Below are 15,738 nucleotides of genomic sequence, written 5' to 3'. Positions count from 1 at the left end.
TACATAAATCACTAATGCTGTTACATATACCTAGCTTTATTTATGTGTTGCAAACCAAGTATTTAATTGATCCATAATGTCTTCCATCGCCTTCATGTTAGAGAATTTAGGCAACTCCACTAATAACGCCTGTTTTGGCATTGTTACATTAGCGCCTTTCTTTTGGAGAACAAATATACTTTTTGCATTTTTCTCGTTTTTAAACATGGAAACAGGAAGCTGTAATAACCCTTGAATAAAGCATGTTTCTTTAATAAATGCATGTAATTTCGGTGCTTGGTCACTTTCAAAAATGAAGTTTGGTACTAAGAAGAATAAGTAACCGCCCTCTTTCGTATGTTTCACACTTTGTTCAATAAATAAGTGATGGGCATACGACATTCCTTCATCTGCTTTTAATTTATATTCACTTGCACCGATTTCGTTTGGATAATAACCAACTGGCAAGTCTGAAACGACTGCATCAACTGGATCGATATAAAGTGGTGCTAGTCCATCTTGATGGAAGAATTCGATTGCATGCTTTTGTAAATTTGCATTTACTAAAGCAAGTTTAATTAGCACTTCATCCACTTCTACACCAAATCCACTCATTGTTAGTCCTTCTTTAGCGCTATTAAACACTGTAGTCATTAAGTTACCTGTTCCAATTGCAGGATCTAAAACTGTAATTTCATTTTGACCTTGCATAAATTTATGGAATAAGTAACTCATGAACATCCCAACTGCATCAGGTGTCATTTCGTGATTCGCTTGTACGCCTTCTTTCATTCCTTTTAAGATGGCTAACTGAAATGCTTTACGAATTTCTTCACCTTTATATGTTTCTTCATTAAACGTACTATATTCACGATTCAGCCTTTCAATTGCTGATTCGGATAATTCCTCTTGTAAAATCGCTCCCTCAAACAAGTTATCACCTGTTTCTACAAGCGCCTCTAAATATGTTACATCTAATTCTTTACGTAAAACTACCGCAGAAGAATCAAAAATAGAAAATAATGTTTCTACTGTCTGACTCACGTACATTCCTCCTTCTCTCTTTTACACATAACTTATATCATACCACAAAGTGATTTTTTCCAAAAAGAAAAAGCGACCTCCTGTAAAGAGCTCCCCTTTAGTTATATATGATATAACGTTTTTTCTCATATATCGATGCCGTTACAGAGCAATATATGAGAAAAAACGACCTCTTTATAAGAGGTCATTTTCTTCACATTACTTCGCAGATTTAGCTGCTTCTAATGCTGCTTCATAGTTTGGATGGCTTGTACCTTCGCTTACGTATTCTACGTAAACTACTTTGTCATTGCTATCTACTACGAATACTGCACGAGCAAGTAAACGAAGTTCTTTCATTACTAAGCCGTAAGCTTCACCGAATGAAAGGTCGCGGTGGTCAGAAAGTGTTACAACATTTTCTAAACCGTTTGCTGCACACCAGCGTTTTTGAGCGAATGGTAAATCAGCGCTAATTGTTAATACTTTCGCGTTTTCAATACCTGCTGCATCTTGGTTAAAACGACGTGTTTGTGCATCACACACACCTGTGTCGATTGAAGGTACAACACTAATTAATTTCACTTCGCCTTTGTATGTTTCTAAACTTACTGGAGATAAGTCGTTTGCTAATACTTGGAAGTTTGGCGCTTGATCGCCAACTTTAACTTCTGTTCCAACTAAAGTCATTGGATTACCTTTAAAAGTTACGTTTGCCACTTGAAAATCCTCCCTTATTTAAACAAAATATGTACAATGTAAATGATAGTTTGTCCCTATCGATAATGCAAATAAAATCGCTTTATTTACAAAAAAATTAAAGAAGCTAACCTATTGATTAGCTTCTTTATTCGTTAAATTTGAAATTCAGGATCATCTTCTTTTCGTTTATCCATCATTTCTTTCACTTTATCAACAGCTTGTGGCGCTAATTCAATTATTTTATCGATGACATGTGTTTGTTTATCTAAGTGCAATACTTTCACACCATCTCCATTTATAACAAGAAAAGCAACAGGATTAATAGAAACTCCTCCACCACTTCCCCCGCCAAATGGATGGCGGCCTGAATGTTCTACTTTACCAAATTCACTTCCACCAGCAGCAAATCCGAAACTTACTTTCGAAACAGTAAGAATTACACTTCCATCTGCCGCTTTAATTGGGTCACCAACAATTGTATTTACATCAGTCATTTGTTTTAAATGCTGCATTGCTGTTGTCATTAAACCTTGAATTGGATGTTCCATTCTATATCCCCCCTATGCTTGAACAGATTTTTCTGTCATACCAGATCTTTGCTTCCTCATAAATATGAGCAATTTCACCGCTGTTTTTATAGTGCGGAATATACGAAAAGATGCTGTTAACTCACATCTTGATGCAAATCCTTTTCCTTGAAAAACTGGGGTAATTTCAAATTCTGGTACGTCGACAATATGCATATATTGTCCGACAACTCCAGCAGCCATACCTTTTGTCCCCCATGCATATCCAGTGACAATTCCAGTACTAGCTGCGTCGCCTGCTCCAATTTGTGTATGCCATTTCCAACCATTGATTTTCACTCGTTTGAGAAAATCTTTAACAATAGTATGAACTTCTTGAAGCTTTTTTATCAGTTCACCAATGCTGTCAAGTTGCGCCATAATTTTATTATCGAGTCCGCCGTCCTCTTCAGCTTTTTCGATTTTCTGTCCTGTCTTTTTCTGCTGTTTTTCAATTCTTTCCAACACATCAAATGTATATCGAATCATCCATATTTTCACTTGAAGCAAACATTTCTTTTCCATTTCTGAATATAAAAATGTCACCTTAAGCTTTATTTTTGACAATAGTATAAACAAAATAAAAAGAAGAAGAATTATTATTCCAATTACGAGCCACTTCATACGTATCATCCTTTCACTCCGTACCCATTATCGACAACTTTATTCATCATTAAACAGAGTTCTATAAGATTGAATATAAAAATTTTTCTAAAAATAAAAAGGTATTTTGACATTTTATATCGAAATATATTATTTGAACATATCATCAGGGAACGGACTCTAATGATATGTAGCACGAAAAACAGAAAATTTAACTGCAGTGGAGGGATACATAATGGCAGATCGTCGCAATTTATTTTTCTTTTATGGTGATGACAAAGCAACGCTCGTTGAAAAAATGAAACCAATCTATCGTATTTTAGAAGAGAATGGATTTACCATATTAGATCATCCAAAAAATGCAAACGCTATCGTCAGTGTTGGAGATGATGCAACCTTCTTACAAGCCGTTCGTAAAACTGGTTTTAGGGAAGATTGCTTATACGCAGGGATTTCTACGAAAGATGAAACTTCGTTCTACTGCGATTTCCATATTGATCACGTTGATACAGCCCTTCAAGAAATTACAAAAAATGAAATTGAAGTGCGTAAATATCCAACAATTCAGGTAGATGTAGATCACAGTACATCTTTCCATTGTTTAAATGAGTTCTCATTACGTTCTAGTATTATAAAAACATTCGTTGTAGATGTTCACGTTGATGATTTATATTTCGAAACATTTAGAGGTGACGGTTTAGTAGTTTCTACCCCAACAGGAAGTACTGCTTACAATAAATCATTGCATGGCGCAGTTGTTGACCCACTTATTCCATGTTTCCAAGTAAGCGAACTAGCATCTTTAAACAACAACACTTACCGTACGCTCGGTTCACCTTTCATTTTAAATCACGAACGTACATTAACTTTAAAACTAAGACCAGACGGTAACGATTATCCTGTTATCGGCATGGATAACGAAGCGCTTAGCATTAAACAAGTGGAAAAAGCTGTTGTACGCTTAAGCGATAAACAAATTAAAACAGTTAAATTAAAAAACAATTCTTTCTGGGAAAAAGTACAGAGAACGTTTTTATAGGATTAAAATAACCGCAGAATTATGGAATTCCATAATTCTGCGGTTATTTATTTACCCCGATTGGCGCGGACAATACTCTCTTACTATCCACCCGTTATTCTTGTCAGTTTTTGTCGGTAATTCGATATATTTTAATAATCGCTCATATATTTCGAGTTACGATAGATATATTTCAATAATCGCTTATATATTTCGAGTTACAGTCGATATATTCCGAAAATCGCTCATATATTTTTACGCATCTTTTCTATAGACAACTTGGCCATCTATTACGGTCATTTCTGCTTCTACTTCTTTTATTTCTTCTGCCTCAATTTCAAACATATTGCGGTCTAATATTGTAAAGTCTGCTTCATATCCTTTTGTAATTTGCCCTCGCTTCGCTTCTTTTCCAATTGCATAGGCACTTCCTGTTGTAAATAAAGAAACAGCCTCATATACCGTTAATCTTTCCTCAGGCATATAGCATACACCGTCAATAAAACTTCTACGTGTAACAGCGCTATATATACCTAGAAACGGATTTACTTGTTCAATGGGGGCATCTGAGCCACCATTACAATGTAGCCCTGCTTCCAGTAATGTCTTCCAAGCATACGCATAACGAAGACGGCGCTCTCCTAGTTTTTCAATGACTGACGGAAAATCTGATGAAAGAAAGACTGGCTGTATATCTATAATGACTTGCAAGTTTTTCATTCTTTCAATTAACTCCTCACGAGCAAGCTGACAATGAATAATGCGGTCACGTAACCCTTTTGCTGGTGGATATAATTCGAGTGCATCAATGACATATTCAAGCGATAAATCACCGATAGTATGAATCGCAACTGGCATATGTAAATCTCGTGCTTTCTTCACTAATTCTGCAAGTTCTTCACATGAGAAAATCGCAACCCCATTCGTTTCCTTCGCATCTTCATACGGTTCACTTAATAATGCTGTTCTTCCGCCAAAAGAACCGTCAGAAAAAATTTTCATTGCCCCAAATTCAATATAATGTTCATTTTCATATTCTTTTCGTTCATGTGCTACTTCATGGTGAACGAGCAAATGGGCTTTAAATGGCATTTCTTTTATCACATGAGAAAACGCATTATGCGTTTTTCTAAAACCACCATAATAATTTAAATCTTCCGTATGCCCGCCAACAAGTCCGTATTTCCAGCAATCTTTAATCGCTGTTTGCAGAGCTCTTTGTAAATAAGCTTCATCAATTTCTGGCTGAACATGTTTAATTAATTCTTGCCCTTGTTCATATAAAAGTCCTGTTAACTTATTTGATGAATCCCTGCCAATTTTCCCGCCTTTTGGATTTTCTGTCGCTTCTGTTATATTCGCTTCTTGCAGTATGTATGAATTCACCCATGTAACGTGACGACAAACTCTCTTTAATAAAATAGGATGGTCTTTCGAAATTTCATCTAAATCACGCGCGTGAACATCTTTCGTATCTGTAAAGTTATTTTCATTCCATCCTTCTCCAATAATCCAAGAGCCCTTTGGAGCTTCTTCCACTTGCTTCTGAACGAGAGCCAGTACTTCGCTATAAGATGTACAATTTGATAAATCTAGACGGAGTAATCTCTCTCCATGCCCAATAAGATGCATATGGCTATCAACGAGACCTGGAATCATTGTTTTTCCTTTTAGGTCATGTAACTTTACGTTTGAATATCTGCTTTCTAATTCTCCCTTATTACCAGCATCAACAATTATGCCGTTTTCAACGTAAACAGCGTCCACTTTTTCATTTTCTTCTCTCATTGTGTAAATGGTGCCGCCATACCAAATTTCTCCCATATATCCCATCTCCCTTATTTTTTATTGTATAAAAAAAAGCACCAGTTCAAAACATGGTGCTTTTCTAAAAATTACTTTTGTTCAGTAGTAGACGTTGTAACTTGCCATTCAATATTAAATTTATCTTTTACTTGTCCGTATGCTGGGCTCCAGAATGTTTCTTGAAGTGGCATGATAACTTCTCCACCTTCTTGTAACTTATCGAATACTTCTTTTGCTTTTTCTGCATTACTAATTTGAATTGCGATTGTTACTTGAGATCCGATTGCATGTCCTTGACCTGGGAATGTATCAGAAATCATAAGATCCGTATTACCAACTTTTAAAGTAGCGTGTAAAACGCGCTCTTTCGCTTCAGCTGGAATCGGGTATTCTGGATTTTCAGGCATGTCACCAAAAGTTTGCATGACTTCTACTTTTGCATCTAAAGCCTCTTTATAAAACTGTACAGCTTCTTGCCCACTACCATCTAAAACTAAGTACGGATTAATACCTAAAATCATACGGACACCTCTTTTTTAAGTTTATAAAATCGAACTTGTGTTCGTTTTTATATTATCATTGTTTTGCATTTCATTCAACTATTTACTTCACTGTTTTCAAAATTATTTTGACGGAATCTCCATCTCTTGTTTTCTAAGTTCAATACGGCGAATTTTTCCAGAAATCGTTTTTGGTAGTTCATCTACAAATTCAATTTTGCGAGGGTATTTATATGGTGCAGTAAGTTCTTTGACGTGTTGTTGGAGTGTTGGAATTAATGTTTCTTCGTTCTTTTCTATATTCTCTCTTAATACGATAAATGCCTTCACGACACTTCCACGAATTTCATCAGGACTTGCGACAACTGCACATTCTCTTACGTAAGGATGTTTTACAAGTGCATCCTCTACTTCAAACGGCCCGATTGTATAACCAGAGCTAATAATGATATCATCACCGCGCCCTTCAAACCAGAAGTAGCCGTCTTCATCTTTCTTCGCTTTATCACCTGTAATATAATAATCACCGCGGAATTGCATCGCTGTACGTTCATCGTCTTTGTAATATTGTTTAAAGAGGGCCGGCGTTTCAATGTGAACTGCAATATCACCAACTTCGCCTACTTTAACCGGAGTACCTTCCTCATTTACGATATCGACGTGGTTACCTGGCGTTGGTTTCCCCATTGATCCTGGTCTAATATCCATCCCTTTCATTACACCAACAAGTAATGTATTTTCCGTTTGCCCATAGCCGTCTCTTACTGTAATATGAAAGTGCTTTTGGAACGTTCCAATGACTTCAATATTTAATGGCTCACCTGCTGATACAGCGCTATGTAACGCCTCTAAATTGTACTGGCTTAAATCTTCTACCTTTGCCATTAATCTATACTCAGTCGGTGTACAACAAAGCACATTCACCTTATTATCGTCTAATAAGTTCAGGTATGTTTTCGGTTCAAACTTACCGTGATATACAAATCCTGTTGCCCCTGATCCTAGCGTTGCTAAAAACGGGCTCCAAATCCACTTTTGCCAGCCTGGACTAGCTGTTGCCCATACAATATCATTCTCTTCAATTCCGAGCCAATTTGGAGCGCTCGTACGTAAATGAGCGTATGCCCACGCATGTGTATGAACGACACCTTTCGGATTTCCTGTCGTTCCTGACGTGTAAGATAAAAAGACCATATCTTCTTTATCTGTCTTCGCCATTTCTAACATGTCACTCTCTGTTTCTAATGCTGTTTTTAAATTAATCCATCCATCTACTGACTGCTCGCTCAGGACAAATTTTTGAAGAGATTCCATCGCTTTTATATCATCAAACTGCCTAATGTACGGCTCATAGCTTACTATCGCTTTTACTTCTCCATGTCCAATTCGATATTCTATATCTTTTTTACGTAACATTTCCGAGCTTGGAATTACGACAAATCCTGCTTTAATAGCAGCAATATACGTCATGTACGCTTCAATTAAACGCGGCATCATAATGAGAAGCTTGTCCCCTTTTTGCAAACCACTTTTTATAAAAGCGTTTCCAATTTTATTCGCACCTTGCATTAATTCAGCGTATGTAACTTCCCTTCGATTCCCTTTATCATCTTGCCAAATTAAAGCTAACTTCTCTTTATCACCTGTATATTTCTCTATTTCAGAAACTAAATTATAAGACGGTGGCGCCAACAATTCTTCTCTCTTCATAAAATATCCTCCCTTTTCTTTATGCCTCCTTTATATAATAAAGAATTTTCTGTTAATTTTGAACCCTCTTCTTTTGACAAATTTTTCAGTTCTGTCGAATTACTAAATGAAATTACATCAACTTACCGACAAATGGCAACACAAAAAAGAAAGAGCGGGAGAACCCGCTCTTTCTAAGCCATCATATGGGATTATTTTTGGTAACCGCCTAATTGTTGCTCAGCTAGTGAAACTAGACGTTTAGTGATTTCACCACCAACAGAACCGTTAGCGCGAGCTGTTGCATCAGCTCCAAGTTGAACACCAAACTCTTGAGCGATTTCGTATTTCATTTGGTCTAATGCTGATTCAGCACCAGGAACCGCTAATTTATTTGTGCTACGTGACATGTTATATCACCTCCTTGTGAGTATAGAGTGTGATAAATAACATGACTTCATACACGTTTTAGATATGGTAATTTATGGTTTAGAAAAGTTCTTCAAATTTTTCTTCTTCCGCCACTACTTCTATCGTTTGTAATACCATTGTTTCTTTGTTCGCTACAGCTTCATCGATTAATGGCGTGAAATCGTATTTCGCTTCAAAGCGATTTGCTTTTTCACGTTTCGGCTTCGTCGCTGGGCTTGCTGGTGTAAATACAGTACAGCAATCTTCATATGGACGAATTGAAATATCATACGTGCCGATTTCTTCAGCGATTTTAATAATCTCTAATTTATCCATCGTAATAAGCGGACGAATAACTGGGTAGTTTGTTACTTCGTTAATCGTATGCATACTATCTAACGTTTGGCTTGCTACTTGCCCAAGACTTTCACCAGTCGTAATTGCAAGTGCGTTACGCTCCTCAGCAATACGCTCTGTAATACGCATCATCATACGGCGCATAACCGTCATTGAATAGCTAGATGGGATTTCTTTATTAATCGTTTTTTGCACTTCTGTAAACGGAACAAGGTGAAGCGTTACTCGTTTACAATACTTCGTTAACTCTTGCGCTAAATCGATTACTTTTTGTTTTGCACGCTCACTTGTGAAAGGTGGACTATGGAAGTGAACTGCTTCCACAGATACGCCGCGTTTCATCGTTAAGTACGCTGCTACTGGGCTATCAATACCACCAGAAAGAAGTACCATTACTTTTCCGCCAACGCCAACTGGTAAACCGCCAGCTCCCATACGCTCATCACACATAATGTAGCTATAACCACTGCGAATTTCTACACGTACATTTACATCTGGATTATGAACATCTACAGTAATATCTTCTGTATTTTCTAGAATGTGTCCACCAATCTCAGGTAATAATTCCATCGTTCTCATTGGGAAATGCTTATAAGAACGGTGTACAGTAATTTTAAATGTTTTCACATCGCCTTTTACTTGTAAGAAAGCTGCTAATGCACCTTTTTTAATGTCTTCTAATTCTGATGGTACTTTCATCGCTAAGTTAAACTTATGAATACCAAATACATCTTTCAATCTTTCAGATACCGCTTCATGATCTTCGCCATTTAATTGGATGTACATACGGTCATGTGTTGCATCGATTTTAATATTTGGGAATTTTTTCAGTTTGAACTTCACGTTATCTTTTAATGTGCTTACAAATTTAGAACGGTTCTTACCTTTTGTCGTCATTTCTCCATAACGCACTAAAATATATTCATATTTCAACATAATTTCTTTACCTCATCACTTCATATAATTTTGGCAGCGTCTCTTTTACAATACCTTCAAATTGTTTTACTTCTTCCATTGTGTTTTCTGGTGCCAAACTAATACGAATAGCGCTTGCAGCTGCTGCATGCGGCACTCCCATTGACACTAACACTCTGCTCACTTCATTTACTTTTGAAGAACAAGCAGATTTCGTTGACACATATACACCGTGTTCTTCTAAAGCATGAACGACTACTTCTGGTTTTAAACCAACAAATGATACATTTAAAATGTGCGGTGCTGCATATGCAAGCGACGTGTTAATCGTTACATCTTCCATCTCTTTAAAGAAACGAACAAGCTCTGCTTGTAAACTTTGCAAATGAGCTACCTTTTCTTTCACTTGTTCCATTGTCATGCGAAGTGCTTTCACCATCGCTACAATGCCAGGTAAATTTTCTGTACCAGAGCGATACTTAAGCTCTTGTTGACCACCTGATAAAATCGGATCTAATCTTACGCCATCGCGTACATAAAGAAGACCTGTTCCTTTTACACTGTGGAATTTATGTCCAGATATTGAGCAAAGATCAATATGAGAAGCATATAAATCAAGCGGTACTTTTCCTATCCCTTGTACATGATCTACATGGAATCTTATTTTCGGATGATTCGATAATAACGTTCCAATTTCAGCAACGGGTTGAATTGCTCCAGTTTCGTTGTTCACATGAATAATTGACACAAGAATCGTATCTTCACGAAGCGCTCGTTTCACATCTTCTACCGATACAACACCATGCTCGTTAACCGGTAAGTATGTTACATCAAACCCGAGTTCTTCTAATTGCTTATATGCTTCAAACACAGACGCGTGTTCAATATTTGTTGTAATGATATGTTTACCACGCGAACGATTCCTCATCGCTATCCCTTTAATCGCAAGGTTATTTCCTTCCGTTCCACCTGATGTAAAAATAATTTCAGAAGGTTTAACACGAAGAAGCTGCGCTGCAATCGTTCTTGATTGTGTTAATAGACGCTCTGCCTCTCCTCCAAGCGAATGAATAGAAGAAGGATTACCAAAATATTTCCCAGCAACCGTCACGTACGATTGAAGAGCTTCTGGATATGGCTTAGTCGTCGCACTATTATCAAAATAGATCATCGTTCTTCCCCTTTCAGCGCTATCACATCGTATAATCATATCATAAATACGTGTCATTACGCTAAGACTACGCAAAGGTTCCGTTTTATCTCGATTGGTGAAGGCTAATAATTGGCGAGGATGCCCTCCTATTACAGTTTCACTTTATCCCGCGTTAACGGGCAATAAGACTCTCACCTCAAAATCCAGTTAGAGCAAAGAAGTTAGATGGGAGATTAACTGCCCGTAAATGCCCGATTGGTGAAGGCTAGTAATCAGTGGGGATGAATCTTCCCACCGATTACAGTTTCACTTTATTTTGAAACGAATAACCTTGCTGTATTCCGCTATTCATTATAGCAACATCGCCTGCAAAATTACATAAAAAAACAAACCCTTTTATGAAAGGGTTTGTTCATTGTCTACATATTCAGCTATTTTTTGAACAACGCCAGGTTCAAGTTGCTCTAATACTGAAGCCGCTTGTTCTAGAGCTGCATCGTATTGGTATTCACGGAATAATTTCTCAGCATAATTTAAACTTTCTGCTAGGTTTTCATCATGACTACGGTAACGGTTACCGTACTGAATTAATTTTTCCACTAAATATGCTTGTCCAATTAACTCTTCTGTCATTTCAGCTACACCGTTCACAGTTGTGTATGCTTCTTCTAAACTGCTATTTACAGCGTTCATATTTAACGGCTTCACTTCTAATTGTTCATATACAGCTTGCATTGCCATTTGCCCTCTTTTTAAATCTTCCATAATACTCTCTGGAAGACCTGGCAAATTCGACTTTTGCATAAAGCGTTTCGTTTCGAAAATAGTATTTCGCATTTCTTGTAACTTCTCACGTGCTTCAAATTCTTCTTTGCGCATCGCTTGCAGCATTTCTTTGTATTCTGCATGAAGTACTTTTAACGTTTCACATTGCTCATAAACCTCTTCTAGTTCCTCACGAATAATAGAGAAGGCAATATCTTGTTCTGCAACGCGTAATTGCAGCATTTCAAAACGTTTCGTTAAAATGTGCATTTGCTTTTCAATTACTTTTTGAGACTCAATGTCTTTATCTTGTAACTGATAGCTTTGTTTCACAAGTTGTGTTTCTGTTTTCGTTTCAATCGTTTCGATACGCATTTCTTCTAAGTCATCGTAAACAGAAAGTGTTTTTTGCTCCACATAATGTCTCGCATGTACTTCTTGTTCCAATTGATCGTAGAAGCCATCTAAACGTGTTTTTAAGTTTTCTACTTTTTCAGCCGCTTCTGTTATATGAAGCTCCTGTATATCCATTAAACATGTTTGTAGTTGTTTCGTCATATCGCGAACTTCTTTAGGGACTTCCAAATAATCTAATACATAACCTTGTCTTACCATATCATTATGTCCGTGTAATAAATCTTCCAGCTGAACTGGTAACGTCGCTTGGCACTCTACCAATAAATCTGGAATTTGGTGAATAATGATTTCTAAATCTGCTAAACCTTCTTCCAAACTAATAACAATTTCTCTCGCTTTTAAATAGTCGCCATTGTTTGTTGCTTCTTCAAAGGTTTTAAATTTCTCAGATTCAGCGTCTAGCATCTCTTCGATTTTCTGCTCTGCTGCTCCATACATATGTCTATGAGCAAGAACACTCTTTTTCATACTACGATATGTATCACGTAACCCTTCAATTTCCGAGCTATTTTTCTCATGGCTTTCTAACAATTGCTGTAATTCATTTAAAATGTCCGTAATACGATTATCAGCGTCATCTAAACCACTTATGGATTCGTTCATCGCATGCTTTGCTTTTCGGAAGGAGAATTGCGAGGCGAATTTTCGCGCTTGCGCTAAATCTTTGTCAGCTTTCGGAAGGGTTGTTGATACAATTTCATCCCATTCTTCACGCCATTTACCAAACAGTTCTTCTGTTTGACCCGTCATGTTTAAATCTTTTACCCGTTTTAATTCATCTGCCACAGGTTTATCTTTTATCTCTTGTTTCCACTGCTCCAGTGCTTCAATATCTTTATATGAACGATTTCTTATCACAAGCTCTATCATGAGCAGCACTAGAATAGAGCTTACTACAATGATAACGATCGTCAGGATAGAATCCATGCAAAAAAGCCTCCTAGTTATATCTCTTTTTTTGTCCGTTCCGTTTATGAAATGGAAGGCATTATGTATAAAAAGGGAATCCCCCTATATTTAACAACTAACAATGTACTAATCATACCATGTAATGGTTTGTTTTTGACCTAGTTTTTTTAAAAATTTCATGTTCCTTTCAATGTGATTGTAATCTTTCTCAATATTCCGCCTACCTCACTACCTATCCTCAAATGATTGTAATAACAAACAATCTTTCGTATGGGATACGAAATAAATTTTCCGCATGAGTGGTGGTTCAACAGAAATTACATGTACATTTCCTTGCCTTACAGACTGCTCTACTGCCCTTTCTGGAAGTAACGTGATACCAAGGCCAGCTTTTACCATTGCAAGCATCGGTTCTGCGTAAGATGTTTCCACAGCTATAGTTGGTTTTACACCTATTTCATGAAACATGTTCATAATCATTTTCCTTACATCACATATTTCTGGATATACAATTAATTTTTCATTGTGCAGCTCTTCTATTTGAATGACTATCTTCTCTTTGTACGGATGATTATTTGAAACGGCACAAACAATTTTTTCTTGTTGCACTTCTTTTATATACGTAGCACCTTCTACTACTGAATCGATGAACATCGCGTCAATCTCCCGCGCTTTAAATAACTCTCTTAATACTTCCGTATGTCCGATTTGCCATTCCACTTCGCACTCATCACCTAATATATCTTTACATTCTGATATGTAATGCTCCGCTAAACTCGGTAGTATACCAATTGAAAACTTCCGGTTCTCTTGATACCCCCTCATTTCTGTTTTCACTTCATTTATTTGTTCCAAAATCGGTAACATTCTTTTTATAAATAACTCTCCTGCCTCCGTTAACTCTACTCCTTGCGCAGAACGTTTAAGTAAAGTAACCTCTAAATCCGCTTCTAACTTTTGAATTTGTTTACTAAGCGCTGGTTGCGATATATGTAAAATCTTACTTGCCTTTGATAAACTTCGCGTATGCTTCACTTCAATAAACGATCGTACTGCCTCCAAATCCATCGTACACACCTCTAACAAAAAGTTATAACCGTTATAAGAAATCGATATTTCCTCCTATAAACAATTACTCTTTATACTTATTTCATCAACTTACTATAACGAAATGTAAAGGGGAAAGATACTCTTGAACAAAAAACAAATGCTACTCGGATCCTTTCTATGCTTACTCGCCGTCACTGCCTGGGGATTTATGTTTCCTGTAATGGCAAATGCTCTGCAATTTATCGATCCATTCTTCTTCACAACGATTCGCTATGGATCAGCAGCTATTATTTTTCTTATTTTGCTATTAATTACTGAAGGAAAGACTTCACTCCGCTTAGAAAAAAGAACACTTTCTCTATTCTTTTACGGGACAGTCGGTTTCGCGGGGTATGGTTTTCTCGTTTTCTACGGACAACAACTTGCCGGACCTTCCGGAGCAATCCATGCAGCTATGATTCAATCCCTTATGCCACTAATTGCCTTATCACTGCAATGGATAACGAAAAATCGCCGCCCACAAAACTATACATTCCTTTGTATGTTCGTTGCATTACTTGGTGTTATGCTTGTCATTTCAAAAGGAAATATTGAATTACTATTTGGAGCTGCAAGCCACTTATCAACAAATATATTGATGCTATGCGGCGTTACTTGCTGGGTCATTTATACAAACGGGGGTGCTCGTTTTCAATCTTGGTCACCACTTAGGTACACGACATTAACTTGTTTATTTGGCTCCATTTCACTCATCGTTATTGTTACTTTCTTAACGTACACAAATATAGTTACTATGCCGTCACTGCGTACAGTTGTGAGCGTTCGTTTTGAACTCTTTTATATGTCGATTATCGCAGGCGTTATCGCTGTATTTTGCTGGAATATGGGAAATCGCTATATTTCATCTATTAACGGCATATTATTTATGAATTTAGTTCCTATCCTTGCACTGATTGGTTCTATCTTTCGAGGTTATACAGTCGATAAAATTGAAATCGCTGGAGCTGCATTAACAATTATCGCGCTATTATGTAACAATTTATGGCAAAGAAAAGTAAACATAAAAATCCCCACCTCAGTTCGTTAGGTGGGGATTCTTCACATATGAACAGCTCTTGGCCATTCATGGTACATATTCGCTTTACATAATGCTTGTTCCATCCATTGCTCAATCTCTTTCGTGTACATCTCTATAAAAAATGTCTCAGACGGGAAAGAATGCAGTACTTCTGATATATATTGTGGATATAAAAACGGCATATTTATCATACCTTTTAATTGCGTCATAAACATTGTAAATGATACTTTCTGAAATTCTTGTTTCATTTGTCCTTGTCTAATCATTTGTTCTATATAATATCTTTCTTTAGAAAAATAAACGGTCATCACTTCACGAATTAATGTCGTATCAAGCGAAAGCTCTCGGTAGAAGAAACGTGTTAGTTCTCTATTTTCAAATTGATATCGTAAAATCCCTCGCACCATTTGCACCATCACATCTTTAGCCGACAAATACTCTCTCTGTTCAAACGACATTTCAATCACATGAATATATCCTTCTAAAAAATCAGTAATAAGCTGTTCTAATAAACCTTGCTTCCCAGCAAAATAATATGAAATATTCGCTACATTCACATCCGCTCGCTTTGCAATGTCTCGCACCGACGTTCCATCATAACCTTTCGTATTAAACAACGATATTGCCGCATCAATTACTTTTTGTTTCGTCTGCTTCATGCGCTCACTTCCCTTCAATGAACAGCTATAGTTTAAATTTCTTGACTTTTAAGACAAATTCCTTTAATTTTCTATCGACAAAGTCATGTGAAATACATCGTATTTTGCTAATATTTTACACATCTCGATAAAAAAGGA

At 36.8% G+C, this 15,738-nt stretch carries 15 protein-coding genes; 2 read left to right on the top strand and 13 right to left on the bottom strand.

Annotation, left to right across the window (positions count from 1 at the left end):
* Positions 1-36: 36 nt before the first annotated feature.
* The 4 genes from D1166_RS02640 to D1166_RS02625 form a co-directional block, all read right to left on the bottom strand.
* Entirely contained in the window at positions 37-1,023 is a 987-nt protein-coding gene (locus D1166_RS02640) for a class I SAM-dependent methyltransferase (RefSeq protein WP_000084367.1), read from the bottom strand.
* 198 nt (positions 1,024-1,221) lie between these two features.
* Positions 1,222-1,722, bottom strand: coding sequence for a thiol peroxidase (tpx, locus tag D1166_RS02635; RefSeq protein ID WP_000024529.1), 501 nt, complete (start codon positions 1,720-1,722; stop codon positions 1,222-1,224).
* 134 nt (positions 1,723-1,856) lie between these two features.
* Entirely contained in the window at positions 1,857-2,252 is a 396-nt protein-coding gene (gene ytfJ / locus D1166_RS02630; protein ID WP_000400935.1) for a GerW family sporulation protein, read from the bottom strand.
* A 12-nt stretch (positions 2,253-2,264) separates the two neighbouring features.
* On the bottom strand, positions 2,265-2,903 hold the full coding sequence (locus D1166_RS02625) for a DUF2953 domain-containing protein (RefSeq protein ID WP_002101410.1): 639 nt from the start codon (positions 2,901-2,903) through the stop codon (positions 2,265-2,267).
* Between the two features lie 205 nt (positions 2,904-3,108).
* Here D1166_RS02625 and D1166_RS02620 point away from each other — a divergent pair, with 205 nt between their 5' ends.
* The gene (locus D1166_RS02620; protein WP_000785186.1) at positions 3,109-3,912 is read left to right on the top strand and encodes an NAD kinase; all 804 of its coding nucleotides are present in this window, start codon (positions 3,109-3,111) and stop codon (positions 3,910-3,912) included.
* Positions 3,913-4,146: 234 nt separating this feature from the next.
* Here D1166_RS02620 and D1166_RS02615 read toward each other — a convergent pair whose 3' ends face one another.
* The 8 genes from D1166_RS02615 to D1166_RS02580 form a co-directional block, all read right to left on the bottom strand.
* Entirely contained in the window at positions 4,147-5,715 is a 1,569-nt protein-coding gene (locus D1166_RS02615; protein WP_097796827.1) for an amidohydrolase, read from the bottom strand.
* A gap of 71 nt (positions 5,716-5,786) precedes the next feature.
* The gene (locus tag D1166_RS02610) at positions 5,787-6,218 is read right to left on the bottom strand and encodes a VOC family protein (protein ID WP_000600350.1); all 432 of its coding nucleotides are present in this window, start codon (positions 6,216-6,218) and stop codon (positions 5,787-5,789) included.
* A gap of 102 nt (positions 6,219-6,320) precedes the next feature.
* Entirely contained in the window at positions 6,321-7,907 is a 1,587-nt protein-coding gene (gene mbcS / locus D1166_RS02605; protein ID WP_097861922.1) for an acyl-CoA synthetase MbcS, read from the bottom strand.
* Between the two features lie 191 nt (positions 7,908-8,098).
* Positions 8,099-8,296 (bottom strand): alpha/beta-type small acid-soluble spore protein, encoded by a 198-nt coding sequence (locus D1166_RS02600; RefSeq protein WP_000091640.1) that lies wholly within the window; start codon positions 8,294-8,296, stop codon positions 8,099-8,101.
* A gap of 79 nt (positions 8,297-8,375) precedes the next feature.
* Positions 8,376-9,590: a tRNA uracil 4-sulfurtransferase ThiI gene (gene thiI, locus D1166_RS02595; RefSeq protein ID WP_000922340.1), complete on the bottom strand. Its 1,215-nt coding sequence runs from the start codon at positions 9,588-9,590 to the stop codon at positions 8,376-8,378.
* A 7-nt stretch (positions 9,591-9,597) separates the two neighbouring features.
* On the bottom strand, positions 9,598-10,740 hold the full coding sequence (locus D1166_RS02590; protein ID WP_097855479.1) for a cysteine desulfurase family protein: 1,143 nt from the start codon (positions 10,738-10,740) through the stop codon (positions 9,598-9,600).
* Positions 10,741-11,118: 378 nt separating this feature from the next.
* Positions 11,119-12,831 carry a septation ring formation regulator EzrA gene (ezrA, locus tag D1166_RS02585; RefSeq protein WP_000377303.1) on the bottom strand — a complete coding sequence of 571 codons (1,713 nt, stop codon included), beginning with the start codon at positions 12,829-12,831 and terminating at the stop codon, positions 11,119-11,121.
* Between the two features lie 210 nt (positions 12,832-13,041).
* The gene (locus tag D1166_RS02580) at positions 13,042-13,881 is read right to left on the bottom strand and encodes a LysR family transcriptional regulator (RefSeq protein WP_000362527.1); all 840 of its coding nucleotides are present in this window, start codon (positions 13,879-13,881) and stop codon (positions 13,042-13,044) included.
* A 124-nt stretch (positions 13,882-14,005) separates the two neighbouring features.
* Here D1166_RS02580 and D1166_RS02575 point away from each other — a divergent pair, with 124 nt between their 5' ends.
* Positions 14,006-14,950, top strand: a complete 945-nt coding sequence (locus tag D1166_RS02575; protein WP_061138918.1) for a DMT family transporter — start codon at positions 14,006-14,008, stop codon at positions 14,948-14,950.
* A gap of 11 nt (positions 14,951-14,961) precedes the next feature.
* Here D1166_RS02575 and refZ read toward each other — a convergent pair whose 3' ends face one another.
* Positions 14,962-15,600, bottom strand: a complete 639-nt coding sequence (gene refZ / locus D1166_RS02570) for a forespore capture DNA-binding protein RefZ (RefSeq protein ID WP_000814921.1) — start codon at positions 15,598-15,600, stop codon at positions 14,962-14,964.
* Positions 15,601-15,738 lie beyond the last annotated feature (138 nt).

The sequence above is a fragment of the Bacillus sp. ISO11 genome, assembly GCF_003458115.1.
In the GTDB taxonomy this organism is placed as follows: Bacteria; Bacillota; Bacilli; order Bacillales; family Bacillaceae_G; genus Bacillus_A; species Bacillus_A cereus.
Note: the sequence above shows the minus strand (reverse complement) of the source record. Positions and strands in the feature narration are given on the sequence as shown.

What these genes read in the sequence shown, in the direction of transcription:
- D1166_RS02580 (WP_000362527.1), bottom strand. Translation starts at nt 13,881, where the DNA reads ATGGATTTGGAGGCAGTACGATCGTTTATTGAAGTGAAGCATACGCGA.
- refZ (WP_000814921.1), bottom strand. Translation starts at nt 15,600, where the DNA reads ATGAAGCAGACGAAACAAAAAGTAATTGATGCGGCAATATCGTTGTTT.
- D1166_RS02610 (WP_000600350.1), bottom strand. Translation starts at nt 6,218, where the DNA reads ATGATTTTAGGTATTAATCCGTACTTAGTTTTAGATGGTAGTGGGCAA.
- mbcS (WP_097861922.1), bottom strand. Translation starts at nt 7,907, where the DNA reads ATGAAGAGAGAAGAATTGTTGGCGCCACCGTCTTATAATTTAGTTTCT.
- D1166_RS02600 (WP_000091640.1), bottom strand. Translation starts at nt 8,296, where the DNA reads ATGTCACGTAGCACAAATAAATTAGCGGTTCCTGGTGCTGAATCAGCA.
- D1166_RS02590 (WP_097855479.1), bottom strand. Translation starts at nt 10,740, where the DNA reads ATGATCTATTTTGATAATAGTGCGACGACTAAGCCATATCCAGAAGCT.
- D1166_RS02625 (WP_002101410.1), bottom strand. Translation starts at nt 2,903, where the DNA reads ATGATACGTATGAAGTGGCTCGTAATTGGAATAATAATTCTTCTTCTT.
- D1166_RS02620 (WP_000785186.1), top strand. Translation starts at nt 3,109, where the DNA reads ATGGCAGATCGTCGCAATTTATTTTTCTTTTATGGTGATGACAAAGCA.
- thiI (WP_000922340.1), bottom strand. Translation starts at nt 9,590, where the DNA reads ATGTTGAAATATGAATATATTTTAGTGCGTTATGGAGAAATGACGACA.
- ytfJ (WP_000400935.1), bottom strand. Translation starts at nt 2,252, where the DNA reads ATGGAACATCCAATTCAAGGTTTAATGACAACAGCAATGCAGCATTTA.
- ezrA (WP_000377303.1), bottom strand. Translation starts at nt 12,831, where the DNA reads ATGGATTCTATCCTGACGATCGTTATCATTGTAGTAAGCTCTATTCTA.
- D1166_RS02615 (WP_097796827.1), bottom strand. Translation starts at nt 5,715, where the DNA reads ATGGGAGAAATTTGGTATGGCGGCACCATTTACACAATGAGAGAAGAA.